Below are 25,152 nucleotides of genomic sequence, written 5' to 3'. Positions count from 1 at the left end.
CGACTGAATTGGCACAAATGTTGTAACTAAATTACAAGTATGCTGTGCGAATCATCAATAACTAAGGCAGCTTTATGGACATTTCTACATTTCTTGCGGCGCATCAACTTCCAGAGAGCTACCGCGACATTGCACAAAAATGGTTCATCCCATTGGCAGATGAAATCCATGAGCACCAAGATAGTGCAAAGAAGCCATTCTTCGTTGGTGTTAATGGTTGCCAAGGCTCGGGAAAATCAACGCTGTGCGACTTTTTAGTGTTTTATCTGAGCGAGTTTAAAAAGCTCAATGTGGTGTCGTTATCGCTGGATGATTTTTATCTGGATAAATCAAGCCGCAATGCGCTGGCTATAAAAGTGCACCCGTTACTGGCTACCCGGGGCGTACCCGGCACCCACGATGTATCACTGGCGCAAACGACATTCGACCGCTTACGAGGCTATGGCACTGTCTCGATTCCACGTTTTAATAAAGCCATTGACAACCCATTTCCGGTAGTTGAGTGGCCGGTTATCCACTCACCACCAGACATAGTACTGGTAGAGGGCTGGTGTTGGGGCGTAAAACCGCAAACCAAAGCTAAGCTGGCGGAACCGGTTAACGCACTGGAGCATGATGAAGATCCATTAGGCACCTGGCGTAATTACGTTAACAAACAGTTGGCGGATTCTTACCAGGCCCTGTTTGAACAAATGTCTTTTTGGGTAATGCTGAAAGCGCCCTCTTTTGATCAGGTATATAACTGGCGAAAAGAGCAGGAACACAAACTGGCTGCTAAACTGGGTTCATCTGAAGCGCACAGTGGCATTATGACCGACCTGGAAATCGAACGGTTTATACAGCATTATCAACGCTTAACAGAACAAAGTCTGGAAACATTGCCGCCGCAGTGTAATTACGTTTACCATCTGGACGAAACCCGTCAAATCACTCATGTAGAAAAGGCTGTTTAATGGATCAATCAAGTACTGTGATCTTTACTGACATGGACGGCACGTTGCTGGATCACCATACCTATAGTTTTGCCGCCGCTCAGCCCACGCTGGATGCTCTTTCGGCACGCGGAGTACCGGTGATACCCAATACCAGTAAAACCTTTGCAGAGATGACCGAGCTACGGGAAAAGATCGGTTTGAACGGCCCATTCGTGGTGGAGAACGGTGCAGCTGCTTATATTCCACACGGATTTTTTAAACAAAAACCGGCAGGTACCATCTGGCAGGACGGTTTTTGGTGTAAGTCCTTTATTTCATCAAAGGGCTACTGGTTAAAATTACTTGAAATCGTTAAAGCAGATTTTGCGGGTGAATTTACTCATTTTAGCGAAATGAGCACCGAAGAATTAATGGCTGCCACCGGTTTGAGCGAGGATGAAGCCCGCTTAGCAGCCAAACGCCAATTTGGCGAACCGGTAATGTGGCTTGGCAGTGATATTCGCAAAGCCGAATTTATCGAGTCAGTCAGAGAACGTGGCGCAACACCGCTGGAGGGCGGGCGTTTCATCCATATCTCCGGAGACTGTACTAAAGGTAAGGCGCTAAGCTGGTTTATGGAGGAGTATCGGCGTCAATCGGCGGTTACTGCAACGTCTATTGCATTAGGTGATGGCAAAAATGACATCGCCATGATGGAAGCGGCCGATATTGCCGTGCGCATCGCGTCACCCACCCATGAGCCTCCCCCACTGGATAAAAAAGATAACGTATATACCAGCACAAAACTTGGCCCTGAGGGCTGGACAGAAACGCTTACACAATTGCTTTCATTGAAAGATTAGGAGGACACATGGCCGATTTTTACCAAAATGGTGTCGTGACAACGCTACACAATCTCGCCAGCCGCTCGACCGAAGCACTCGAAGCTGAGCTGTTACGCTTTTCTCAGAAACGCCCGATGGCACTTATCTTGCCATCACTGTTTTCAGAGCTTGAAGGACCGGCATTGGGCCACATCGTTGATGAACTAACGAATGTCCCTTACCTGTCTGAAATTGTTATCGGACTTGACCGCGCCAACCTGGAGCAATACCGCCATGCCCAGGGCTTTTTCAGCCGCCTGCCGCAGCACCACCGTATTTTGTGGAATGATGGCCCACGTTTAAAAGCCATTGACGAAGAGCTTCAGGCGCTTGACCTGGCGCCTAAGGAATTGGGTAAAGGCCGCAATGTCTGGTATTGCATGGGCTATATCCTGGCCTCAAACAAAGCCGAATCCGTGGCGCTACACGATTGCGATATTATTACCTATAACCGCGACTTACTAGCGCGCCTGATATACCCGGTTGCCAACCCACAGTTTAACTATGAGTTTTGTAAGGGCTATTACGCCCGGGTCGCCGACGGGAAAATCAACGGCCGTGTATCACGCTTACTGGTAACGCCACTGCTGCGCGCACTTAAACGTACGCTGGGTGACAACGAATACATCGAATTTATGGACAGCTTCCGCTACCCGTTAGCCGGTGAGTTCTCCTTCCGTCGCGATGTACTTAATGATATTCGCATCCCGAGTGACTGGGGTCTGGAAATTGGCGTGCTTTCAGAAATGCACCGTAATTATTCGCACAACCGTTTATGTCAGGCGGATATCGCCGAAACCTACGACCATAAACACCAGGATCTGTCGCTGAATAACGAACAAGGCGGCTTGTCTAAAATGTCTATCGACATTACCAAAGCCCTGTTCCGTAAGTTAGCGACCCAGGGGCAATCATTCAGCAATGAAATGTTCCGTTCAATTAAAGCCACTTACTATCGGATCGCACTGGACTTTATTGAGACTTATCACAACGATGCGGTTATGAATGGCCTGACACTGGATATTCATAGCGAAGAAAAAGCGGTGGAGATGTTTGCCAGTAATATTATGAAAGCCGGTCAGCATTTCCTGGAAAATCCAATGGAAACGCCATTTATTCCAAGCTGGAACCGAGTAACCAGTGCGGTACCCGACATTCTTGATCGCCTGCTCGAAGCGGTTGAAGCTGACACAGAAGAATTTAAAGGATAATCAATGACAAAACGCTGGGATTACTTACACGAAAAAATTAGTCATCATCTTCAGTTTATTTATGCAGATGTGGTCACCAACACGCCAATTGGCGTGCTGGCCACAGAGCTGATGAATACGATCGGTCTGAACCAGGAAGATGACATAGTGATCCCCGAGCCGCACCAAAACTACTGGGATGAGCAGGATATCGTGATGATCACCTACGGCGACAGCGTGATCAATGAACACGAGTCACCCTTGTTTACGCTGTTCAGGTTTTTACATACCTACTGCAAAAACACGGTTAACAAGGTCCATATCCTGCCCTTCTTCCCGTTTAGCTCTGATGACGGCTTTTCGGTAATAAACTACTCAAGTGTCAACGAGTCACTAGGCACCTGGTCAGATGTACACCGCATCGCGGCAGAATACGGCTTGATGTTTGACTTGGTGATTAACCACTGCTCCTCGCGCAGTATGTGGTTTGACAACTTTATTAAAGGCGAAGGCCCGGGCAGCGACTTCTTTTTAACAGCCGATCCCACGGCAGATTTAACCGATGTGACCCGCCCGCGCACCAGCCCGTTACTGCGTGAAACAGAAACGGCAAACGGCACCCAGCACGTATGGTGTACATTCAGCCACGACCAGGTGGATTTTGACTTTAAAAATCCCAAGGTACTGATCACCTTTATTCAAATCATCAAACATTACATTGATAATGGCGCCAAGTTATTCCGCCTGGATGCAGTGGCCTTCTTATGGAAGATCATCGGCACCAAGTGCATTAACCTGCCACAAACCCATGAAGTAATACGCCTGATGAGAACGCTGATTGAACATGTGGATCCCAGTATTATTATTATTACTGAGACCAACATTCCCAATCGCGAGAACCTGACCTATTTTGGTAACGCTAACGAAGCCCATGCGATTTATAACTTCTCGCTACCGCCGCTGTTGGTGAATACCATGGTCACCGGTGACTGTACTTATCTTAAAAGTTGGATGATGAGTATGCCGCCGGCACAAAACGGCACCACCTACTTTAACTTTATTGCCTCCCACGACGGCATTGGGTTACGCCCTGCAGAAGGCCTGCTGAGTGACGAGGAAATAGGGACACTGGTACAGTCGATGCAAAACTTTGGCGGCCGCATTTCGTGGCGTTCCAGTGAGCATGGCCAACAAAAGCCTTACGAAATCAACATTACGTTGTTTGATGCCATGCAAGGTACGGTAAAGGGCCCGGATAAATTCCAGGTCGACCGTTTCTTGTGTGCACATGCCATGATGCTTGGTATGGAAGGTATACCAGGGCTTTATATTCACAGCTTATTGGGTACGTCCAACGACTACGATAAAGTGGCCAATACCGGCCAGAATCGTTCAATTAATCGCAAACGCTGGGATTACTCAGAATTGGAATCACAGCTGGACTCACCTTATTCGCAACATCACAAGGTGCTGACGCGGTTATCGCAGTTGATCCGCATTCGTAAGGCTCAGGAAGCTTTTCACCCTAACGCTACGCAGTTTACCTTACAGTTGGGTCCGTCACTGTTTGGTTACTGGCGTCAAAGCCTGAATCGCAGACAAAGCATTTTCTGTATTTCTAACGTGACTGATGAAGAACAATCTATTTTGTTATCCGATCTGAATCTGATTGGCACCGACAACTGGATTGATTTGATCACTCGCGACCAGATAGAAGATGTACTGGGCTTTGTGCAATTAAAGCCATACCAAACGGTTTGGCTCAGCAACATGGATTACGAAGAATACCGTAAAAGCCAATAGATAACGTAAAGGCTCCTCAGGGAGCCTTTATAATGTCTGGGATCGGCACTCCAATATCCTATTCCGGCTGATGCGACTCCAGTGCATCGAAAGTGCGGCCAATAATTTTATATAAATCCTGCTGGTTGAACGTATACGCCTGCTCGGTTTGCACCCGGTGAACAAACACCAGATCAGAGGCTGGATAAACACCTAACATATGAATGCCTACCCCGGTATGAAAAAATGCTTTATCGGGTCTGTTGTCGTTTGCATTAATCACGTTCCATAACATGCCGTACCCGAAGTCCATAAACCGGTTGGTCACGGAATAGGACATGGTGCTGGCTTCTATCCATTCTCTGGACAAGATTTTATGCCCGTTCCACATACCGTAGTTTTCATAAAGCTGGCCAAATAACGCCATATCGTAAGCTGACATCCGAAAATGATAAGCCGGAAACTCAGACTTATCCGCTTCCAGTTGATAAAAGCCGTCTGCCTGTAGCGCTGAGAACTCTGTATCCGCAGTAGCTTGGACATAGTCGCCTTTAAACTGCTGCATGCCTAATGGCTTAGCGATTTCGCGGTAAAAGACAGTATACAGACTCTCACCGGCGAGCTTCTCAAAGATTGCTCCCGCTACGTTAAAGTCCCAGTTGTTATAGGCATATTTTTCACCGGGCTTAAACTGGCCGCGCTCTGGCAACATATCGAGCATAGCCTGATTGGTCGCCGCCGATGGCAGGTAGATACCAGAACGGGACTGCAACAATTGCCTTACCGTTGCCGACTTTTCAACATCAGACAGCGCTGTAAGGTCGGATATTCCAAGCTCACCCAGGGTTATATCCAAATCGATAATGCCTTTATCAACATATATGCCGTACAGCGCATTTAACATGGGCTTGCGGATAGAGTGAATGGTGTGCCTGTGATGAATATCTCCGTACTGAAATACCACTTCACCACCTCGCATCAACACTAATGACGATGTATTGGTCGTTTTCAGAAAGGCTTTAAGTCGGGCTAATTTTTGCGGGTTAAATCCGGCTGAGCTGCTGTAACAGATCGGCGACTTAAGCGTTGCGACGATTGTTTTGAGCGCTTCAGTCTGAGCTAACTGATTCGCTGTCGGCGTGCCGCCCAGTAATATGGTTTGTCCCTTTTGAATGTCGGTTTGAGTAAGATTATCCGGTAAGCCCGGACTTATCACATGACCTGCCCCCTCATAAAGCTGTTTGTTTACTCTGTGCTTAACTCCCTGGCTGGCGATAGAATTGCGTAATGTTTCTGCCATGATAGCTGATGGCCAGAGCTTATCGTCGGTGCCCGCCAGCAGCAGAACCTGGCCGCGAATGTTAGCCGCATCAATACGAGCCTTATTTGCGTCGGGGTGGTTTAAATCCTGTATAAAGTAATTACGCCCGGCAAACTCAGTTACCGTATAATCCGGGTTAGAATGTCTCGGTACAAAAGGAACTGGCTCACCCTGGTAGGTCCATGCCGCGCTATCTGAATCGCCCAGGGCACCCCAGGTATGAGAGCTGGGTGAAAGCGCCACAACCGGTCCGTAATCCTGATTATAGGAAGCTGCCAGCAACGCCAGTTCAGCCCCCCGCGAAGAACCAATCAGTGCTACTTGTTTACAATGATTACGAGTCAGTGCCGGGGACGCATCAATGTAGGCTACAGCAGCATCCACTACTTCTACTGGCACCTGTTTTAATGTGGCAGGGAGCCCCTCGACACCAAAATACCCAACAGCTAACGCAGCAATTCCGTTTTCTGCCAGAGCTACGGCGGTGGCAGATGCCCCCGCTAAACCGCCCTCAGAGCCGCCCAGAACAATGGCGGTAGTTAGTGGTGTTTGGGATACTTCATCAATGTGATTAGGCACAACCAACAATGCTTGCAAGCTGTCAGTGTTGATCCTTTTAACTTTAACATTATCAGGATAACCCGGTTCATTGCAGCCAAAGAGCAGTAAGGCCAGTGATATAACGGCAGTAGTTCTTATTAACGTCATGAAAAAACTCGTTTTATTTTATTAAACGGGTTATAACCGGATGACGCAAGGGCAAGTTGTAAACGAGTGTTTCAGCTGTGATTGAGCACAGTTAAAACAAGCTGCTCACCGAACAAAAATCAAATTATGTGGCTCTTGGAAACTAACCAGTGCAGATAGCAACTGGTAAATATGAATTACGACAGACACAACGCCAAACGTTTAATGTCAGCCATACACTCTCTGCCCACTTTTATAGATAATCACGGTTTTGAAAGCCACCGGGATTTGATTACAGCGTAGACAGGCATCACTACCAACAGAAGATCGACAGACAGCAAAAATAAAAACATCATTGGCGAGGACTCATAAGTGTATTCTCTGCCTCTTCGGCCACTTATAGAACCGGTCTGTATTGCACTGAATGCAAACCATGAAAAGAGAATAGCAACCAGCACCGCTACAATCTGTGATATCGGCCCTAAGGGCTTTTGTTCCTCCTCAGGCTGCTCTAACGCTTCATCAACAGGTTTTACAGGCTCGGAATAGCCCTTAAGTTTTAATTCGGCCTTTATCGATTCTACCCGCTCCGGATATGCCTGTTTATCAATAGAGTCAAGCGATTCACAGAGTTCATCTACACTATAATTTTTATAATCCGGTTCCATATGCTCTGTTTTTTATTGCTTCTGGCGGCTTAGGGTTTTTCACGAGATTTAACACCTGGCATTAGTGATCACCATATTGGTGATCATGCTTACCCGGCTTTGGCTGTCGCCATCCCGCAAGTCTATGTCGATTTTTCGCCCTTTTTGTAACTGCTTTCGCAGGTCATCATGAACACAAACCAGATTGAGAATAGTGGCTTTCCACCCGGCTTTGAGTGTTGCTTTATTCGGGCGCTGATAATTTGTGAGTGCGAGATCAGCACCCTCAGAATAAGTAAAAATCAGCTTGATCACCGGTTGCGAAGTGCTGATGCCATTAAAGGTAATATGTTGTAATTCCGGCTCAAAATACTGCTTTAAGGCATCGTGGTACGCCTCATCCTGCCATTGTGGGTAGTTACCAAAAAACAGCGTAAATAAAAAAGAAAAGACAAACACACCAACAACTATGTAGCCGTACTGGTTAACAAAAACAGCAACTCCCCCCCCCTGCTTTCTGTTTAAACTGGCGAGTTTTCACAACAACCTACTCTGCAAAATAAACCGACTTTTTTCCTCCTAGGCAGCGCCCGTTGGCAGCAAAGCATCATCAAGTGCTTTGCTCAGTATCACTCTGCTTTTGCAATGCTTTTTGATATTGCCGCTCCGTAACAAACCACAAAAAAGCACCAAAAAAACAGCCGCCAATGGCCCACACCACTGCCCCAATAAACACCTGGGCCCACTCGATTATGCCTTGCTCGTTAATCACGTCGTTTACCACAAAGGTCATAATGATAAACATTGGGATACCCCAGCATAGCAGCCCCTGAACAAAGGTGAATTTTAATGCACCCTGCTGTCTTTTTTGTTGCCAGTTTTTAAAATCCTTTTCTTTCATATTCTTACGTCCTTTTTAGACTTCAACCTGTGAGTATACTGCTTAAATCGGATGGTAGCTTCCAGCCCAATAAGCTCGCTGCAAGGCGATAAACCCGTGAAGTTAGCGATAATATCAGGCGTCCCGACGGCTACGCCCATAAAAGTAACCTGACAATGCAATCAATACCATTTGCATCGCAAAGGCCGGGATCACAATAAACAGATCCAGCCTTATATTTACTCTCTCAGGCAAAGAGAATTCCATTACCAGCCAGGCACAAAGCATCAGCATAAACAAGCCACCAGAAAAAACGAAAAGTGGTTTACGATGGCGGATAAAAGTGGGTTTTGTAAGCCTAACCACAAAGAGTGTGATCAATGTGATAACTGGCACCAGACAGACAACAAAAAACGCAATAAGGTAAATGGTTCTACATGGCATTAGATACTGCCTTTTTCAGATTCCCGAAAATCTCTTCGCCTGACTCCCTTTTGGGATCACAAAGGCTGTCGCTGGGGTGTTATAGATGAACAGATAACTTTCGTTATATTCAACTTTATCAATCGCATCCCAATTAAAGTGGCAGTTACTATTTTGTGTAGATTCGCTTACGCCTTTTTCAGAGACAGTCACTTTGTGTTCGCAGAATGCTTCTTTTTGAAGTGTGCCTGCGCATTTTTTTGCATATCTTCTATAAGAAATAAGTGCCCACATATATGAGACAAACGCACCTAATATGCCGCCTACGTAAAACCCCACAGAATCAGAGAGGTAGCCATAAATTGAGAAGTGGACACTATAATGCGAAGCAGCCCACGTGTTTGCGTCCCAGCGAACGAAGTGAGAGACTTAATTTTTTGTTATACGCTACCTTTGGCCTTGATAATAGCAGCCTGATGCTTCTGTGAAATAGGCAGTTTTTTAAAAGGACTAATATTAGAGCCACCAGTATTACCCTCAGGAACCAAACCGATAGCAGTTTTAGTCGCTGCACCGAAAACACGAATAATTTGACCAATGCATTCTTTAATATCTCTTTGACGAATTGCCCAAAGAAACATGAGGACATGAACTTTGACATGCCACCAAGTAGATTCTTGCCCTAATACGTGTGCATTCTCCAAACGACGAAAGGATTCTGAGAGTTTACCCTCTGCTTCCAGTTCACTTGCCAAAGCGATTTCCGACTGCACATCGGAGGCAATATTTTTAGAGAACTTGCTAATCATATTTTCATCCTTTCAACGGCGTATAACGTTTAGCTTTGGGCACAAACACGTGGGCTATACTGCGAAGCAGAGCCCGCGTGTTTATGTCCCCAACATTTGTTTGTTAGGCGGCATGCAGATCTATTGGCTGCACGTTATCCAAGTTAATCTTTTGCTTGGCCTGCCAAAGCTCGTAATTGTCTTGCATGCTAAGCCAACTTTCAGGGCTTCGGCCTAATACTTTAGATAGCCTCAATGCCATTTCTGGCGTTACTGCACTTTTGCCCTTCACTACACGATTTAATGTTGAAGCGGCAACACCAAGATGGGTAGCAAGAGTCCTGCAACTTATGCCGTGTGGTTCCATGTAAATGGACTCAATAAATTCACCAGGATGTGGTGGGTTGTGCATATTCATTAGTGATAATCCTCATAATTTAAGATGTAAGCATTACCATCCGTGAACTCGAAAGTTACTCTCCAATTACCGTTGACTGATATCGACCAAATATTAGACCTCTCTCCTTTGAGTTGGTGAAGAGAGAAGCCGGGTAAATTAATGTCATCGATATCTTGTGCAGTGTGGATAGCAGCTAACTGCATGCGAAGTTTTTTCGCATGCTTAGTCTGTATGCCTGAAGTTTTCCCTTTTTCGAAAAACAGCTTCAGACCCTTATGTTTAAATGACTTAATCATGGAAAGAGTGTAGCGTATTGCGCAACACGGTGCAACTTGACGCCTAACTTTTAAATATGGGGCGCAAACAGGCAGGCTATAATGGCGAAGCCGCCTGCCTGTCTGTGTCCCAGCCCGCCTGCGGGCGACATAATTTTTTTGTTAGGTTGCTTACTCATTTACAACCACCAATTCCTTTGCCTTGAAAGATCTTAATTTACCAGAAAATATTGTACGCCCTTGATAATAAAATTCACACTGAGGTAATTCTGGAGTATTAAACCCCCAACGTTCATCTCCCTTTCGTATATATGTTCCATGAGTTTGGAATCCATTATGAGAAATAATTAGAGTACCTAAACTATCAGAGGATGTTGCAGATTTATTTAAATCAGAAGCGACATATGAAGCTATAGTTCCTTCATCTCCTATGCATTTAAATGAGACGCCCTGGACGGGAGACTTGTTGCTATCTACAAATACGAATGAATATTGTCTCGCAGGGGAGCTGCCATGCCACATGACTTCAGTAGCCCTATCAGCAGGGGCGGAAGTGCAGGCCACTATTAAGAACATTAATACAACAGTTAGAAATCGGTTTAACATCGGCAACCTAACGTTAAGCTTTGGGCACAAACGCGTGGGCTATACTGCGAAGCAGCCCACGTGTTTGTGTCCACAACAGCGCCTTGTTAGCCCTAACGCTAAACGTTCGCAGCTTTGCTGCCCTGCTCCAAGATGTTTGCATTTAATAATTGCCCTTCTCTGATATGCATTTACCTTAAACAACCACCTGAAAAACAACAACTGATTTTTACATTAACCATTTACCGGAACTGAAAAAACTACGTTGCCAAGTAAGCTGAGAATTGCACGTTACGATTGCTAATAAAAGCTCTCCTTGCTTACAGCGAAAGATTGCCCGCGCCGCGCAAACCACGGGAAGAAATTACCACAGTTGGTTGATAGCCCAGGACACAAAAACAACCAATGGCGTTGGAACGCTAAAACAAGAAAAGATACCGGCAGTTAACACTGCCCCGATCTTTTATTTTTGAACGGATTAACGAATGGGGGCTAACACCCCACTTAGGGGCAAAAACATGGGGCTATAATCGGGAAGCGGCCCCATGTTTTTGTCCCAAGGAGCGCTAGCGACTGACTACAGTGGTTAGTTATGCGTGCGAGACACCTGCCCCACGCGGCTTTGCCGCCCTCACCTGTAACCACAAACCATTGATTTAATTGTTAAGCACAACATTAAAACAACCCTGTGCGAAAAGCCAGATGATAAAACCACCGCTTGATAAATGAACTGGCTGGCAAAACTGATATTGCCGTTTGGTGGTTTTGCCAGGCTAAAACGAAGAAACGTTAATAAAGCAGCTTTGAAAACTGAAAGCGGTAGGCACCGATACAACCTATTGAAACTGCCTTGCCCTAACCTACTACCGCCCCACTAAACACATGAGTAATGACAACGGCGCATAACAATTTAATAGATTAAAAAATGATGTAATTAAATACGCCATTTTGGTATTTATTCTGCTCTATCCATTACACCAAGCTCTCATATAATCAACATATTGCGTAATTACGCTGGTTGATTTTGCTTTCTTTATAAGCAGAAATACACCACTTTGGTTAATCAGTAAAACCTGACAAATTGTATTATCAAACCAGGGTTAATTGATCACCGACTGATTTTTTCCTAAACGCTTCGCTTTATAAAGGTTGCTGTCGGCTATTTTAAATGCGCTGCTTAAAACCCCTTTTCGGGATGTCACATCCGATACATTCGGTGAATCAAGTACACTGGCCACGCCAACACTTATGGTGACATTTAAGGGTTCATCTACTCCAGGTACCTGATACGAGTTTGCGCTGATACTGATTACCAGGCGGCGGGATAACTCTTCTGCCGATTGCTTATTTTTTAATGCGGCATAAATCACAAATTCTTCGCCGCCAAAGCGGGCAATCATGTCTTCTTCCCGCAATGCGTCTTTTAGTCGGGCTGCCACATATTGCAGGACCACATCGCCGGAGTGATGGCCATACTCGTCGTTTATACGCTTAAAGTCATCAATATCCACTATCAGGATGTAACCCTGTAATTGGCGTTTATCGGCTATTCGACGCTCAAATCCCCGCCGATTAAGTACCTGGGTTAAAAAGTCTATCTGGGCTTCCTGTGCCTGGGATTCGAGTAAAGCGCGATGACGCTTGCCCTTGATGATCGACAGCACGTACAAACCACCCAGAAAAACCAGGTTAATAAACATTACCATGGCCAGCATCGTAGCGTGGGTGGCGATGGGTCGCCATACAGAGTCGGCATAACTGGTACATGAGCACAGGCCTCCGCTTAAAAGTACCATCCACCGGCTCATAATGCCTTCCTGCGTAAACAAAGGTAAGAGTCAAAAATTAACGCTAACAGAGAAAAATAGAGCACTGACAGTGCCCCTACCGCCGCTACGGGCCCGGTAAGTTTAACCGGAATACTAAACAGCAGTATGCACTTGGCCAATAAAAAGTGGGCCCAGCCTGCGCAAATTAACAACATAAAAACCTGCCGGCGGCTCAGCGCTTCGATGTTTTTATGGTAAGTGTAAAGGCCGGTAGTAAAAATAAGCAGTGATATGGCACTGTAACCGCCCAGAAACATTGCGGTATTGCCAGCTTCAGCTGATAGGCTGATTTGCCAGAAGTCCGGCAACGCTAACATGCTAATCACGTCAAGTTGAGTGAGTATTTGTATCAGTTCATCAAAGTGGATTGAGGTCACATTGTTTTCGTCTGCCAGGGAGAGAAAACGCACAAAAACAATAATTATAAAAACCGACAAACCAGCACAAAGCCAGAGTATTAACTGGTAGAGATGTGGATAAGGAGATAAAGACAACAACTTTAGTTTGTTTAACAAACCCGCCTTCCTGGCTTCAAGTTACTTTCACTACAACTAAAGTACTATTTTTCATCAAAATGTCAATGAAGTATCAACCTATTTGTACATCCTCAACATGCCATAATGTCTAAATCTGTAGGCATTGGTACTATTTTGCTATAAGTTAATGACTGGTAATTCGGGAGACTATCATGAGCACATATACTTTAAGCCCTTCAACCCAGCTATCATTCAAATATGTCGCCGCGGCTACGCTGGGTTTATTGCTCATCCCGTTTATTGCCAGTCTGGTAACGCCCGAGGTTAACTGGTCGGTCATGGATTTCGTCATTATGGGCAGTCTGATCTTTATTACCGGCAGTACCTTACTGATTACTTTCAGATACATAAAACGCCCGGCACGATTTATTACAGCCGGTCTCGTGTTATGCGCATTTCTTTATCTGTGGGTTGAGTTGGCAGTTGGGGTTTTCTTCAACCTTGGTAGTTAGTTAACTGTTTCTCACGGCGGGTAAATATTTATTACACCGTAATTGCAACCGGTAGCAAAATCTTATAATTTCTTCTCTGCAGTGTTGCCGTACCCCCTTCGGCAATGATTTTTACTCAGGGACGTAAAATGTTCAATTATACCAAGCACCTTGCCGTTGCCGGCGCGTCAATGATTTTGGCTGCCTGCGGTGGTGGCGGAGGTTCTGATTCCGGTGGTTCGGGTACCAGCCAGCCACCAGCACCAACACCCACTCAAATTATTGCTAACGCAAAAGATTATTCAGCCACGCAGCTCAATAATGCCGGACGCTCACTGGCTAATAGTTATTACACCGGCCAAACCACCGATGCCGCGCTCACGCCTGAATTTATCCAGCGAGTCGTGCTGGATATGTTTGGTGAGATAGATCAAACGCCAGTCAATATTCCATCGATTGCCGATGAAGATTTTACGTCTGAAGTCGGCAGTGATGGCAATGTAAATGCTACTTTTATGTGTAATAACGGCGGAACGGTTACTTATGATGGTAAAGTCGATAATGACTTTTTGGGCAACTTAACACTTCGCTACAATAACTGTGAAAACGAATACAACTGGGTAATCTCCGGCTCTGTTGCCGTAACGGTTTCCGCTCTGAGCGATCAGGAAATTGCTTATACTGTTAACTTTGGCGGGTTAAACTGGAATTTTGCGGGTCAGTCAGTAGCAATTTATGGCACTCAAACTCACCGCGAAACAGAGACAAACACCAGTTATCTGGTTGAAACTACCCAGTATCTCACTTTTGATATGGGTGAAGTGTCAATGCGGATGGATTCCCAGTCTGATATTTCTTATTCCTTTAACACCGGTGAGATAAGTTTTGATCTATCAGGTGACCTGTTCTTCAGCGATGCCGGCAAGGTTAATCTGGTATTTGCATCCAACGATGGACTGCCACCAAATAGCTATGATGGGCTATTGACCCTCGTTGCCGACTCAACCGTTACTGTCCAGGCTCAGGACAGTGACTTGTTGATCAATAAAGACGCCGATAACGACGGCACCATGGATACGGGTACTTATTTAGCGTCCTGGTATGCGTTAATGTTCGATGACTTATCCGGCACAGAGCTTGTCAGCCTGGATATTCTGTCACGCCCGCCTCAGGTTTATGGGGTAGATTGGTATTTCTATGAAGTGCTTGCAACAACGCCCGTAGAGGTGTCACCGGGCTATTATTACGATCCGGACACACCGGAGGACGAGCTGGAAATTACCTACAACTGGTACATAAATGGCGTGCTGGTGGAAGATCAACACAGCACTGTCCTGCCGGCTGGTTTAGTAGTACACAACGACATACTGGAAGTTGCCATGGTGGTGTCTGATGGTGCTAACCGCATTCAGGGCTCCCTTACCTCTTTTGAGGTGGGCGACTCACCGGCCCAGGTTGAGCTACAAAATGTTCCCGAAACAGTGAGAGCCGGCTCACAGGTACAGTTCTCGGCGCTTATTGTCGACCCGGATGTGCGGGACTCCTCTTCTAATGCTTCGCTCGTTGCCGGCCCGGCAAACGCCAGTATTGACGAAGACGGATTAATCACCTGGGACGTGCCGGATAACTTCCTGTTTCCGCAACACCGTTATGAATTCACCTTTGGCTGGCCCGACAGTAGCAATACCGACACCCACAGTGTCAGTATTGAAGCCACATCAGATAACACCAATATGCTTGTTCGCAGTGGCATTGAAGTGCCTTACAGCAACGACTCCCTATGGGTGGCCGACTTCGATGGCGACGGCAACAATGAGCTGCTGACAACCGATTCGTCACGGGGTATTTCAATCATTAAGGTCAATGCCAACAGCTACGAACAGAGCTGGATGTATGGTGGCGAAATTGGCGTAGCCGGCGCTATCAAAAATGTTATGGCCGGCGACATTAATGATGATGGTAAAGCTGATATTGTGGTAGCTACCGCCCATGGCGTAAGCACTATCACCGATCTGAACGGTTCGGCCAGTCCGGTTTATAGTAACAACAACCGCTATGTTATAGCGGCGCGTCTGGCAGATATCGATGGCGATAGTATTCCGGAGTTGTTTATCCTTTCTGGTGACGACGATTACAGCGATGCGGGTCGCCAACTCGATATACTGTCTTTTGCATCCCCTGCTACACCGCTGTTTACCTTCGATCTTGATGGTGCCGATGATTTTGCGGTAGCCAACGTGGATAACGATGGCGCTATGGAGCTTATTGTCAATACCGGCCTGGTTTACGACCTCAATAGTGGTGAAAACCAGTGGTACAACGGCTCGGGCTTTGGTAGCGAGCACGTGGCTGCCGGCGACATCAATGGCGACGGCGTTGCCGAAATCTTTGGCGCAAGCAGATGGGGAGCAGTAACTGTCTACGATGCCAGAGACCGTTCGCAGTTAGCCGCCATCGACGATTTGAATATCTGCGATCTGATTAGCTACGACATCGACCAGGACAACCGGGACGAACTCCTTACCGCTGATTGTCAGTGGGGTAACATCTCCGCTTACTCATTGAATGGCGGTTCACTGGTCAACGACTGGAGTATCGATATGCTTGCCCATAGCGCGGTATCGCTCACTGCCGGTGATGCCGATAATGACGGCGCACTGGAATTGTTCTGGTCTTCCGGAACCACCTCCACGGGCGAAGACGTTTTGGCCTCTGCAGATGTCGCTAACGGCATTCCCACTACTAATGAGCTGCGCACAGCCGTCGAGCTCGATTACTTCACTGCTGCCGGTTGGGCCGATCTGTTGCCAGGCGATGAGCGGGCTGTCTTTTTCGTTCCCAGTTCGCAAAGTGGTTACGAAGGCGGCCGCATCCTAACCATGGACACCAACGGCGTTACGGCAGTGGGTGGCGAGTTATCCAGCAACTGGGATAACAGCACCAGCGCCGTTACCGCTGACTTCAATAACGATGGTGCCGGCGATATTTTTGTCCCTACTACAGAGACCTACGATGGTGCCATTTCGGTTATTCAACTACACGATGGTACGGTGCAATGGTCCAATGCCGGTGATTACGACAGCGACATTGGTGTGATCAGGGCTATCGATATGAACAACGATGGCTACGACGATCTGGTTTACGAAGACAGTAATCAGATAAAAGCGGTGGATATTCAAAATCAGCTGTTACTGGCCAGTTATACATTCAACAACTATATCTCTGATTTCACGGCTTATCACGATGGCACGCAAAACGTCGCAATTGTCAGTTATGGTGAGCGACTGTCGCTGTTAACCCGCACCAGTTCGTCGTTTGCTGAGCAGAGCTTTATTGACCAGCGCTGTGATCGATTAGAACTGATTAACTACGACACCGACAGCGCGCCTGAACTACTGTGCGTTTCTGATCTCAGACAGCTGTCTTATCAGGACGAAACCTCAATCATCGTATTCGAACTTAACGATAATACCCTCTCCGAAGTTCAGCGTACCACCGCTGGTGCCGTACTTGATGTTGTTGTGGATGTCTCCACCGAAAACGAGCAAGGCTGGTTCCTGGCCGTTCAGGAAGAAGGCGAAACTTACAACGCCAGTGATGTAAACCGGGTCGCTAAGTTTGACCACAACGGTTTTAAAATCTGGTCTGGCACTCAGCTTGTTGGTCAGCCAACCCCGCAGAGCATGCGCACCCGAATGGGCGATAATGGTCTTGAAATGCTGTTAGGTACCAGCGCTGCCATGTACTGGTTACGTTAACTTAGCGTTAGTTAAACAGGTGCCTGCCCAGGGCAGGCACCTGTTTCCTGTCGAAATCCCGCAAATGATTGGTTTCCCCAAAATAAATCTCTTCGCGCATAGCTAACCTACACATATCTGTTAGACTCTAAACCAAGCACTTTCCCGTTACCTTTGCTAATCAGCCACTATTAGCCAACGAGGCCTATGCAGACATCCACCAAAACCATCCGGCAACGCTGGCTTACTGTTGAAGTTATTTCAATTACCGCCGTTGGCTATTTTCTGCTGGGGTATATCGGTCAGTTAATGGCAGTGCCTCCAGGCTTTGCCACCATTATCTGGCCTCCCGCAGGCCTCGCCCTGGCCGCTGTCTTAGCCTTTGGCCAACGCGCATTAACGGGTATTTTTATTGGTGCGTTTAGTATCAGTGTTTACATTCGAATAAGTGGCGGCACCGAAATCAATGATTGGTTGATCCCAGTTCTCATGGCGCTTTATGCAACGCTACAGGCTCATGTTGGGTATTTTCTGGTGCGCCGTTTTGTGGGGTTACCCATGACCTACCGCAAGCCCGCGGTGATTTTCCGATTTCTGTTTATTACCGCAGTCCTGAGCACGCTGGTAGGCTGTACCTTAAGCGTCATGTTGCTGCTGCAACAAGGCATTATCAGCGAGGAAAACCTGTTATCTACCTGGTTAAGCTGGTGGACGGGCGATGCCATAGGAATTATTTTCACCCTGCCCTGGCTGTTATCCTTGTTTCCCCGCCTTGCGGTTACGCATTTTCCCCGCAGTCGCTTTACTTTCGCCTCTCTGGCCGGGTTTACACTGTCTGCTGCCGTATTATGTACACTGGCCATTAACGAAGAGCGCAACAAGCAAACCGCCGAGTTTAATAACGATGCCAGTACCCTGGCCAATAATCTGGAAGCCAGTGTCAGCAATGCCACTAACATTCTGTACTCAGTTGCTGGGCTGGTAAAGGCCGAACCCAATCTAACGCCTACGCAATTTCGCCGGTTTACTGCCAGAATTCTTGATGAAAACCCGGTTTTACAAGGGCTGTCATGGAACATTCGGGTAACCGGCGATAACGTGCACCAACTCCAATCCCAGCTTCAACGTAGCTATGCGGCAGAGCACGCCAGCCTCGAATTTACCATCACCGAGCGTGATGCTAACGGTGAGCTCATCCCCTTTACACCGCGCCCTTTGCACGTTGTGGTGGCCTTTATTGAGCCCTTTGCCGACAACATAAAAGCCCTTGGTTACGATGTGTATTCGCAAGCATCCCGCCAGGAAGCTTTAAAGGTTGCCTGGCAAACCGAACAAATATACCCCACTCCCCCTATCATGCTGGTACAAAACGACAGCCAGCAAGCCGGTGTATTGCTGTTTCTGCCGGTTAAATCTGATCAGAAACATACCTTTCAAAACGGTTATGCCACCGGCGTTATTCGCGTTCTGGATTTGGCCTCACTGGCTTTTAGCAACACAAAAAACAATAACGTTATTTTGCTGATGGATCCCATGGAAGGTGTTGAAACCGGCATCCTGTACAGCAAGAACCTGAGCACCGCTCAGCAACAGCTGTTATCTGCTGTGAGCCCGAATGAACAGCAGATCAACGACGAATTTCCTCTGCTCAACCGCTACGAAATATCACTGGGGGCCAGAAGCTGGGTGCTGTATATCGCCAACGAAAGTATCTTTATCAATCAGCCCTGGGGAGTACACTTGTTACTCGCCAGTGCCACCTTGTTTGCCGGTCTGCTTGGTTGGTTTATGATTATCGTCGCGGGCTATACCGATGAAATAGAATTTGAGGTAGACAAACGCACCAAGGAGCTCTCGCTCACTAACCAGCGCCTGGTTCTCTCAGAACAAAGACAAAACGAAGCCATGCAACAAGCAGAAGAATCTAACCGCGCCAAGAGTGAGTTTCTGGCCAATATGAGTCATGAGATCAGAACGCCCATGAACGCTATTCTGGGCCTTAGCCGCCTTGGCCTTAAGGATCACACGCCGGATCAGGCGAAAGACCGGTTTAACAAAATTCACCAGGCAGGTGAACTGCTGCTCAGTATCATTAACGATATTCTCGATTTTTCTAAAATTGAAGCCAATAAAATGCATCTCGAGTCGGTTACTTTTTCGTTGCGTGAAATTATCGGTCAGCTTGATGATTTATTCCGTGGTCAGGCTGAAAGCAAAGGGCTGAGTTTTTCCTGCCGCTTTGGCAAGATCTCCCAGCCATACTTTGTGGGCGACTCTCTGCGTATTAAACAGGTACTGGCCAATCTGCTAAGTAATGCCATTAAGTTTACCCACGAGGGAAGCGTTATCCTGATGGTCGAGCAACAACAAGATAGTAACGGTAAAAACCTGCTTTGCTGGCATGTTCAGGACTCCGGGATCGGGATGAGCCCGGCATTACAGGCGGTATTATTTGAGGCCTTTACTCAGGCCGACTCCTCTACTAGCCGGGTTTATGGTGGCTCAGGGCTGGGAATGACCATCAGCCATCGCCTGACCACCGCCATGGGCGGTGAGTTAAATGTCCGCAGCGAGTTAGGCAAAGGCTCTGAATTTACTTTTACCGTGCCTGTTACCGTAGCAACTACCGAACAACGGGCTCATTATCAGAACCTTGCCAGCAGCACTCCACAAGTGGAACTCCCCGGGCCTGCCAACATTCTGGTGGTGGAAGACAACCCGATTAATCAGGAAGTTATAACAGAACAGCTTAATGGCCTGGGCATGAAAATCACCCTGGCCAATAATGGTCAGGAGGCCGTCGAACAGGTACGCAAGACAACCTTTGATATGGTATTAATGGATGTCCAGATGCCGGTAATGGACGGCTACACAGCCACCCGTGAAATCCGCCAGTTGGGGATTGCGGTACCAATCATCGCTCTCACTGCTGCAGCCATGTTTGAAGACAAGCAAAAAGCTCTGGCCTCAGGCATGAACGACCACTTGAGCAAGCCCTTTAAAGAAGTCGAAATTCTGGCCATGATAAGCAAATGGTATAACCACTCTGCCAATGAGTGAAAGCTCGGGATAGCGGGCATGTAAAAGTCGCGCGGGATAGTGCTATACTCCGCAGCAAATTTTGTTGAGTCAGTGCCTTATGTCTAATTCTCCCTGGTTATCATTACCCGATGCAATCGCTACTATGCTCAGTCAAACGCAGCCGGTTAGCGTTAGCGAAAAAACAGATGTAAAAGCGGCCGTTGGCCGGGTACTGGCCACCCCGGTGGTCGCTTCACTTAATGTGCCGCCCTGCAATAACTCGGCAATGGACGGATATGCGCTTAAAAGTAGCGATGGTCAGGCGGGCAATACGCTCAAGGTAGTCGGCGCTGTTTTTGCTGGTGACAGTCAGTCGCCAACAGTATTACCCGGCCAGTGTGTGCGTATTATGACCGGTGCCCCTATTCCGGCCGACTGTGACGCGGTGATCATTCAGGAAAATGTTAGCCGGGAAGACGACACCATTACATTGCAAACCGATACCGCCGAACTGGCCAATATTCGTGAGACCGGCAGCGATATCGCCCGGGGTGACCAGTTGTTTGATACCGGGCATCGCTTAACGGCCACCGACACCATGTTATTGAGCTCACTGGGCCTCGCTTCAGTAGACGTTTATCGTCAGCTTACTATTGGCCTGCTTGCCACCGGCGATGAATTAGTCGAAGCCGGTAACCCACTTGCCACCGGCCAGATTTACGAGTCAAACCGCACCGGTGTAGCCGCTTTATTGCAAAACTGGCAGGTACAAATTAACAATTTTGGGATTGTGGCAGATGAACCGGAAACCCTGAAGCAGGTTTTGCAGGAGGCACAGCAAAGCTGTGATGTGATCATCTCTAGCGGCGGTGTATCAGTGGGCGATGCTGATTTTGTTAAACCCGTGCTCGATGAACTCGGCGAGATTGGCTTTTGGAAAGTCGCCATCAAACCGGGTAAACCCTTTGCATTTGGCCGCTTAGGCAACGCGGTATTCTGCGGCCTGCCGGGTAATCCGGTTTCGGCCTGCGTTACTACCGAACAATTAGTGGTACCGGTGATCCGCCATTTGCAGGGCGAAACCGGTTTGGGTAACGGCCATCGCCTCACCCTCAAAGCACAAATTACCCGCGATATTAAACGTCGCGCCGGACGGCTGGATTTCCAGCGCGCGATGTTCAGCCAGAATGCAGATGGCACGCTTATCGTTACGCCACTGGCCAAACAAAGTTCCGGGGTGATGACCAGCTTTAGCAAGGCAAACTGCTACATGCTGATCCCGGCCGAAGCTGATGGGCTGAAGACCGGCGACTGGGTAGAGATCCAGCCTTTTTCTATTGCCGGTAAACTGGGCTAATGATGGTAATATTGCCACGTACGGCGCTGGAAAGCCGCCGCCTTATTAAACTGGCCTGGCCGTTACTGATTGCGCAAATTACGCAAATGCTGATGGGCGTTAGCGATACGATTATCGCCGGGCGCTACAGCGCCGTAGACATGGCCGCAGTAGCGCTGGGATTCAGTATTTCTATCCCTATCATGAGCTTTATCCAGGGTATTGCACTGGCGATCCCGCCGCTTATCGCCCGCTTACACGGCGCTAAAAGCACCGATGATGTGGCTAATGCCACCCAGCAAGCCGGCTATTTGCTGTTACTTGTGAGTATTGTGCCGTTGTTTGGCGCGTTTTACGCCAGAAGTATTGTGAACTTGTTTCCCATGGAAGCCAATCTTGCCGGGATCACGGCCGAGTATGTGTACTACGTGTTTCTGGCATTTCCGGCCTTTGCGCTGTATCAATGGTCACGTAATTACTGTGAAGCGCTGGGCCACACTAAACCCAGTATGATCATTACGGTTATTGGTCTGGCGGTAAATATCGCTGGAAACTTCCTGTTTGTTTACGGCGGCTTTGGTATCGAAGCCATGGGCGGTGCGGGTTGTGGTGTCGCCACGGCGCTGGTGTTTGTAGCAATGGCCATCGCTACCTTAATTTATATTACGCTGGCGCCCCGGTTGCGCCGTTATCAGTTATTTGTTCACTGGCATAAACCGCACTGGCGCACCATTTCACAAACGTTTCGGCTTGGTCTGCCGATCGCCATGACGGTATTGTTTGAGGTGACGTTGTTTGCGGTGATAGCGCTGTTGCTGGCCCCGTTTGGCGCCAACATTGTGGCTGCCCATCAAATTGCCCTAAACTTTTCGGCGTTAATGTTTATGTTTCCGCTTAGTATGGGCATGGCTATTTCCATTCGTGTCAGTTACCGGCTGGGTCAGCACCGAATTCGCCAGGCTCGTGTGGCAGTAAAAAGTGCTATTGTCATTGGTCTGAGCGTGGCCTGTTTAACCGCTACCTTTACGCTATTGGCCAAAGGACTGATCATCAGCCTTTATACCAGTAACGAGGCGGTATTTGCTATCTCATCACAGCTGTTAATATACGCAGCTTTGTTCCAGTTTTCTGATGCCATACAGGTAATTTCTGCCAACGCTTTGCGGGGCTACAAAGACACAACAGCCATGTTCTATATTACCTTTTGTGCCTACTGGCTGATTGGGCTGCCCATTGGCGTCATTTTAGGTCGCACAGACTGGCTCAGCAGCGAACCCATGGCAGCCGATGGCTTCTGGATAGGTATTATTGCCGGCTTGACCAGCGCCGCTATTATGCTCGGGTACAGACTGTACATTGTGCAAAAAAGGCTCGAATCCGCCCCGGCTTGAGTTGAAACGAGGTGTCATTGGGCTAACCTGAATTGCACGCCGGACATTATTACGTAATCATATATGCAGTTTCACATGGGAGTGGTGTATGGAAGATTTTTTCCTGCTGCGGTATTTTCTGGCGGGCTTCTTTACCTTTGTAGCGGTATTTTACACCGCACTAATTCTGTATAAAAAACGCACGCACCAGCCCGTTGTTTCTATGGGGCCCACTTACAGTTGCCATTGGTGGAATCACCTGGCATTCAGAGTCTTTCGCGCCACCATCTGGCTGGTAACGGTTGTGGTTGCCTTCCAGCCAGTGGCATTTGAGTATCTGGTGCCTTTCGAATGGCTGCTCATAGTGCCATTGCAATGGTCTGGGGCTGGCTTTTTGCTGGTTGGTTTTGCACTTGCCGTGGGCGCCAATTTCTCACTGGGTAAGCAATGGCGCAGTGGCATTGTTAACCATCACGACCACGCCCTGATTGAGCAGGGTTTGTATAGCATCAGCCGTAATCCAGGCTACATCGGCGTTGCCATTGCTCAGGTTGGCTTTTTTCTGGCTTTACCGAGTCTGTTTAGTTTGGTGTGCATGCTAGTTGGACTGGCAGCACTTAGAAAGCAAACGCAATTAGAGGAAGTGTTTTTAAATGCCCGCTACAAAGACCGCTATCTGGCTTACCAAAACCTGGTGCCGCGCTGGTTATAACCTGTGATCGACTTTATTCCGGTACTTATTTACTTTTTCGCGGTTATCGACCCCATCGGCACCCTGCCGGTGTTTATTGCAGCCACCAAACAGCATACGCCGGTACAACGCCGCCTTATCGCACTAATCGCTTTTATGGCTTCCAGTGCAATACTGTTGTTTTTCATTGTTGCCGGTGAAATCATCTTAACCGCGATGCATATACCGTTAGCAGCTTTTCAGATAGCCGGTGGCATTGTGCTGTTTATTTTTGCGCTGACGATGATTTTTGGTGAAAGTAAGCCCGAACAGGAAATTAAGATGGCGGCCACCATTCGTGAAACTGCCGTTTTTCCTATTGCCGTGCCATCGATCGCCAGTCCCGGCGCCATGCTGGCGGCAGTGCTGCTTACCAAAAATAACGTGTATACGCTGTGGGAACAGGCGCAGACGGCCGCCATGATGATGATTGTGCTGTTGATTACGCTGGTACTTATGTTGGCATCGTCGGTTATTATCCGGCTTATTGGCAGTGCCGGTGCCAGTATCATCAGCCGTGTGATGGGATTTATTCTGGCCTCATTGGCTACCACCAATATTCTGGCCGGGATCAGTGATTATTTTGGTCTAAGTGTGACCGCTGTCAGTTAGTGATAGCGGTGATGGCCGTGGCGGTCGATGTTGTGATGCGCCCCATCGTGCCCTGTCCGGTCTCTGTACTCGGGGTCAGCGTCTGACTTAGCCGGCTCCGCAGGCCCTTCGGGATAACGAGCCTGCCGCCATAAATCGCCAATAACCGGATCATCCCGCTCCGGCACTTCATCCTGCCACTGATAGTGTTTTTCGGCCAGTTTAGGATCATGGCGCCAGAATATCAGGGCTGCCACTACGCCACCTAATGCACCAAAGAAATGGGCTTCGTAAGAAATGCCGGGATCGCGAGGGAAGATCGACATGATCATGCCGCCGTACATAAAAAAGGCGATCATCATCAGCGCTACCGAACGCTTGTCTTTGCGCAGCAAGCTCACCGTAAATAAAAAGAAGAACAAGCCGTGACTAACACCACTGGCGCCCAGATGCACCGATTCGCGGCCAAACAACCACACGCCCAGCCCCGAACCTACCCAGGCAAATATCAGTACTTTTAAACGGGAATTGGGGTAGCCATAGCGCAGCATGGCGCCCAGTACGATAAGCGGCAGCGTGTTATTAAACAAATGTTCATAAGAGCCATGTACCAGTGCTGAAGTGACTACCCCGTACAACCGGCTCCAGTCATGCGGAATAACACCCAGCACATTTAACGGCAGCTCAAACAATACCCCTGCCGACTGGATTACCCAGAGCAGCGCAACGGCTATTACCACCGGCAGGATGGCAGAGCTTAATGCATAATTTGATTTGGCTTGATTCATTCTCCAG

General features: G+C 47.8%; 24 protein-coding genes. 11 read left to right on the top strand and 13 right to left on the bottom strand.

Translation table 11 applies throughout. The features are described from left to right. Window positions 1-74 precede the first annotated feature (74 nt). Genes C6Y40_RS02735 through C6Y40_RS02720 form a run of 4 tightly spaced genes read left to right on the top strand, consistent with a single transcriptional unit; the run spans window position 75 to window position 4,791 of the window. Entirely contained in the window at window positions 75-953 is an 879-nt protein-coding gene (locus C6Y40_RS02735) for a kinase (RefSeq protein WP_105933226.1), read from the top strand. Beyond that, window positions 953-1,777, top strand: coding sequence for an HAD-IIB family hydrolase (locus C6Y40_RS02730; protein ID WP_105933225.1), 825 nt, complete (start codon window positions 953-955; stop codon window positions 1,775-1,777). Before C6Y40_RS02735 ends, C6Y40_RS02730 begins: the two co-directional genes overlap by 1 nt. 8 nt (window positions 1,778-1,785) lie before the next feature. Next, window positions 1,786-3,009 carry a glycosyltransferase family protein gene (locus tag C6Y40_RS02725; protein WP_105933224.1) on the top strand — a complete coding sequence of 408 codons (1,224 nt, stop codon included), beginning with the start codon at window positions 1,786-1,788 and terminating at the stop codon, window positions 3,007-3,009. A gap of 3 nt (window positions 3,010-3,012) precedes the next feature. Then, entirely contained in the window at window positions 3,013-4,791 is a 1,779-nt protein-coding gene (locus C6Y40_RS02720; protein WP_105933223.1) for a sugar phosphorylase, read from the top strand. A 58-nt stretch (window positions 4,792-4,849) separates the two neighbouring features. Here C6Y40_RS02720 and C6Y40_RS02715 read toward each other — a convergent pair whose 3' ends face one another. The 12 genes from C6Y40_RS02715 to C6Y40_RS02665 all read right to left on the bottom strand — a co-directional run bounded on the left by C6Y40_RS02715 (window position 4,850) and on the right by C6Y40_RS02665 (window position 13,120). After that, window positions 4,850-6,799, bottom strand: a complete 1,950-nt coding sequence (locus C6Y40_RS02715; protein ID WP_105933222.1) for a serine hydrolase — start codon at window positions 6,797-6,799, stop codon at window positions 4,850-4,852. A gap of 242 nt (window positions 6,800-7,041) precedes the next feature. Further along, the gene (locus tag C6Y40_RS02710; RefSeq protein ID WP_105933221.1) at window positions 7,042-7,446 is read right to left on the bottom strand and encodes a hypothetical protein; all 405 of its coding nucleotides are present in this window, start codon (window positions 7,444-7,446) and stop codon (window positions 7,042-7,044) included. 48 nt (window positions 7,447-7,494) lie between these two features. Further along, complete coding sequence (locus C6Y40_RS02705) at window positions 7,495-7,884, bottom strand: hypothetical protein (RefSeq protein ID WP_105933220.1); 390 nt, start codon at window positions 7,882-7,884, stop codon at window positions 7,495-7,497. Window positions 7,885-8,035: 151 nt separating this feature from the next. Then, window positions 8,036-8,326 carry a hypothetical protein gene (locus C6Y40_RS02700; protein ID WP_105933219.1) on the bottom strand — a complete coding sequence of 97 codons (291 nt, stop codon included), beginning with the start codon at window positions 8,324-8,326 and terminating at the stop codon, window positions 8,036-8,038. 114 nt (window positions 8,327-8,440) lie between these two features. Beyond that, window positions 8,441-8,749, bottom strand: coding sequence for a hypothetical protein (locus tag C6Y40_RS02695; RefSeq protein WP_105933218.1), 309 nt, complete (start codon window positions 8,747-8,749; stop codon window positions 8,441-8,443). A gap of 15 nt (window positions 8,750-8,764) precedes the next feature. Next, window positions 8,765-9,022: a YcxB family protein gene (locus tag C6Y40_RS02690; RefSeq protein WP_105933217.1), complete on the bottom strand. Its 258-nt coding sequence runs from the start codon at window positions 9,020-9,022 to the stop codon at window positions 8,765-8,767. Between the two features lie 146 nt (window positions 9,023-9,168). Beyond that, window positions 9,169-9,537, bottom strand: a complete 369-nt coding sequence (locus C6Y40_RS02685) for a DUF3703 domain-containing protein (protein ID WP_105933216.1) — start codon at window positions 9,535-9,537, stop codon at window positions 9,169-9,171. A 103-nt stretch (window positions 9,538-9,640) separates the two neighbouring features. Continuing rightward, window positions 9,641-9,934, bottom strand: a complete 294-nt coding sequence (locus tag C6Y40_RS02680; protein WP_105933215.1) for a HigA family addiction module antitoxin — start codon at window positions 9,932-9,934, stop codon at window positions 9,641-9,643. Then, window positions 9,934-10,212 (bottom strand): type II toxin-antitoxin system RelE/ParE family toxin, encoded by a 279-nt coding sequence (locus C6Y40_RS02675; protein ID WP_012517116.1) that lies wholly within the window; start codon window positions 10,210-10,212, stop codon window positions 9,934-9,936. Before C6Y40_RS02675 ends, C6Y40_RS02680 begins: the two co-directional genes overlap by 1 nt. 150 nt (window positions 10,213-10,362) lie before the next feature. After that, complete coding sequence (locus tag C6Y40_RS24545; RefSeq protein WP_146129477.1) at window positions 10,363-10,797, bottom strand: hypothetical protein; 435 nt, start codon at window positions 10,795-10,797, stop codon at window positions 10,363-10,365. A gap of 1,079 nt (window positions 10,798-11,876) precedes the next feature. Further along, window positions 11,877-12,584, bottom strand: a complete 708-nt coding sequence (locus C6Y40_RS02670; protein ID WP_105933214.1) for a GGDEF domain-containing protein — start codon at window positions 12,582-12,584, stop codon at window positions 11,877-11,879. After that, window positions 12,581-13,120, bottom strand: a complete 540-nt coding sequence (locus tag C6Y40_RS02665) for a hypothetical protein (RefSeq protein WP_105933213.1) — start codon at window positions 13,118-13,120, stop codon at window positions 12,581-12,583. Before C6Y40_RS02665 ends, C6Y40_RS02670 begins: the two co-directional genes overlap by 4 nt. 173 nt (window positions 13,121-13,293) lie before the next feature. Here C6Y40_RS02665 and C6Y40_RS02660 point away from each other — a divergent pair, with 173 nt between their 5' ends. The 7 genes from C6Y40_RS02660 to C6Y40_RS02630 all read left to right on the top strand — a co-directional run bounded on the left by C6Y40_RS02660 (window position 13,294) and on the right by C6Y40_RS02630 (window position 24,378). Continuing rightward, the gene (locus C6Y40_RS02660) at window positions 13,294-13,593 is read left to right on the top strand and encodes a hypothetical protein (RefSeq protein ID WP_105933212.1); all 300 of its coding nucleotides are present in this window, start codon (window positions 13,294-13,296) and stop codon (window positions 13,591-13,593) included. A 128-nt stretch (window positions 13,594-13,721) separates the two neighbouring features. Next, window positions 13,722-17,330 carry an FG-GAP repeat domain-containing protein gene (locus tag C6Y40_RS02655; RefSeq protein WP_105933211.1) on the top strand — a complete coding sequence of 1,203 codons (3,609 nt, stop codon included), beginning with the start codon at window positions 13,722-13,724 and terminating at the stop codon, window positions 17,328-17,330. Between the two features lie 186 nt (window positions 17,331-17,516). After that, window positions 17,517-20,369: a response regulator gene (locus C6Y40_RS02650; protein WP_105933210.1), complete on the top strand. Its 2,853-nt coding sequence runs from the start codon at window positions 17,517-17,519 to the stop codon at window positions 20,367-20,369. A gap of 79 nt (window positions 20,370-20,448) precedes the next feature. Then, on the top strand, window positions 20,449-21,687 hold the full coding sequence (gene moeA, locus C6Y40_RS02645; RefSeq protein WP_105933209.1) for a molybdopterin molybdotransferase MoeA: 1,239 nt from the start codon (window positions 20,449-20,451) through the stop codon (window positions 21,685-21,687). Continuing rightward, the gene (locus tag C6Y40_RS02640) at window positions 21,687-23,057 is read left to right on the top strand and encodes an MATE family efflux transporter (protein WP_105933208.1); all 1,371 of its coding nucleotides are present in this window, start codon (window positions 21,687-21,689) and stop codon (window positions 23,055-23,057) included. The genes moeA and C6Y40_RS02640 overlap by 1 nt, the downstream gene beginning before the upstream one ends. An 88-nt stretch (window positions 23,058-23,145) precedes the next feature. Further along, complete coding sequence (locus C6Y40_RS02635) at window positions 23,146-23,748, top strand: methyltransferase family protein (RefSeq protein WP_105933207.1); 603 nt, start codon at window positions 23,146-23,148, stop codon at window positions 23,746-23,748. Window positions 23,749-23,751: 3 nt separating this feature from the next. After that, entirely contained in the window at window positions 23,752-24,378 is a 627-nt protein-coding gene (locus C6Y40_RS02630) for a MarC family protein (RefSeq protein ID WP_105933206.1), read from the top strand. Here C6Y40_RS02630 and C6Y40_RS02625 read toward each other — a convergent pair. After that, window positions 24,375-25,145 carry a rhomboid family intramembrane serine protease gene (locus tag C6Y40_RS02625; protein WP_105933205.1) on the bottom strand — a complete coding sequence of 257 codons (771 nt, stop codon included), beginning with the start codon at window positions 25,143-25,145 and terminating at the stop codon, window positions 24,375-24,377. The two genes, C6Y40_RS02630 and C6Y40_RS02625, sit on opposite strands and share 4 nt — an antisense overlap. Window positions 25,146-25,152 lie beyond the last annotated feature (7 nt).

The organism is Marisediminitalea alba (assembly GCF_002993365.1).
In the GTDB taxonomy this organism is placed as follows: Bacteria; Pseudomonadota; Gammaproteobacteria; order Enterobacterales; family Alteromonadaceae; genus Alteromonas; species Alteromonas alba.
This window is presented reverse-complemented; position numbering and strand designations above follow the sequence as displayed.

What these genes read in the sequence shown, in the direction of transcription:
- C6Y40_RS02735 (WP_105933226.1), top strand. Translation starts at nt 75, where the DNA reads ATGGACATTTCTACATTTCTTGCGGCGCATCAACTTCCAGAGAGCTAC.
- C6Y40_RS02730 (WP_105933225.1), top strand. Translation starts at nt 953, where the DNA reads ATGGATCAATCAAGTACTGTGATCTTTACTGACATGGACGGCACGTTG.
- C6Y40_RS02725 (WP_105933224.1), top strand. Translation starts at nt 1,786, where the DNA reads ATGGCCGATTTTTACCAAAATGGTGTCGTGACAACGCTACACAATCTC.
- C6Y40_RS02720 (WP_105933223.1), top strand. Translation starts at nt 3,013, where the DNA reads ATGACAAAACGCTGGGATTACTTACACGAAAAAATTAGTCATCATCTT.
- C6Y40_RS02715 (WP_105933222.1), bottom strand. Translation starts at nt 6,799, where the DNA reads ATGACGTTAATAAGAACTACTGCCGTTATATCACTGGCCTTACTGCTC.
- C6Y40_RS02710 (WP_105933221.1), bottom strand. Translation starts at nt 7,446, where the DNA reads ATGGAACCGGATTATAAAAATTATAGTGTAGATGAACTCTGTGAATCG.
- C6Y40_RS02700 (WP_105933219.1), bottom strand. Translation starts at nt 8,326, where the DNA reads ATGAAAGAAAAGGATTTTAAAAACTGGCAACAAAAAAGACAGCAGGGT.
- C6Y40_RS02695 (WP_105933218.1), bottom strand. Translation starts at nt 8,749, where the DNA reads ATGCCATGTAGAACCATTTACCTTATTGCGTTTTTTGTTGTCTGTCTG.
- C6Y40_RS02690 (WP_105933217.1), bottom strand. Translation starts at nt 9,022, where the DNA reads ATGTGGGCACTTATTTCTTATAGAAGATATGCAAAAAAATGCGCAGGC.
- C6Y40_RS02685 (WP_105933216.1), bottom strand. Translation starts at nt 9,537, where the DNA reads ATGATTAGCAAGTTCTCTAAAAATATTGCCTCCGATGTGCAGTCGGAA.
- C6Y40_RS02680 (WP_105933215.1), bottom strand. Translation starts at nt 9,934, where the DNA reads ATGAATATGCACAACCCACCACATCCTGGTGAATTTATTGAGTCCATT.
- C6Y40_RS02675 (WP_012517116.1), bottom strand. Translation starts at nt 10,212, where the DNA reads ATGATTAAGTCATTTAAACATAAGGGTCTGAAGCTGTTTTTCGAAAAA.
- C6Y40_RS24545 (WP_146129477.1), bottom strand. Translation starts at nt 10,797, where the DNA reads ATGTTAAACCGATTTCTAACTGTTGTATTAATGTTCTTAATAGTGGCC.
- C6Y40_RS02670 (WP_105933214.1), bottom strand. Translation starts at nt 12,584, where the DNA reads ATGAGCCGGTGGATGGTACTTTTAAGCGGAGGCCTGTGCTCATGTACC.
- C6Y40_RS02660 (WP_105933212.1), top strand. Translation starts at nt 13,294, where the DNA reads ATGAGCACATATACTTTAAGCCCTTCAACCCAGCTATCATTCAAATAT.
- C6Y40_RS02655 (WP_105933211.1), top strand. Translation starts at nt 13,722, where the DNA reads ATGTTCAATTATACCAAGCACCTTGCCGTTGCCGGCGCGTCAATGATT.
- C6Y40_RS02650 (WP_105933210.1), top strand. Translation starts at nt 17,517, where the DNA reads ATGCAGACATCCACCAAAACCATCCGGCAACGCTGGCTTACTGTTGAA.
- moeA (WP_105933209.1), top strand. Translation starts at nt 20,449, where the DNA reads ATGTCTAATTCTCCCTGGTTATCATTACCCGATGCAATCGCTACTATG.
- C6Y40_RS02640 (WP_105933208.1), top strand. Translation starts at nt 21,687, where the DNA reads ATGATGGTAATATTGCCACGTACGGCGCTGGAAAGCCGCCGCCTTATT.
- C6Y40_RS02635 (WP_105933207.1), top strand. Translation starts at nt 23,146, where the DNA reads ATGGAAGATTTTTTCCTGCTGCGGTATTTTCTGGCGGGCTTCTTTACC.
- C6Y40_RS02625 (WP_105933205.1), bottom strand. Translation starts at nt 25,145, where the DNA reads ATGAATCAAGCCAAATCAAATTATGCATTAAGCTCTGCCATCCTGCCG.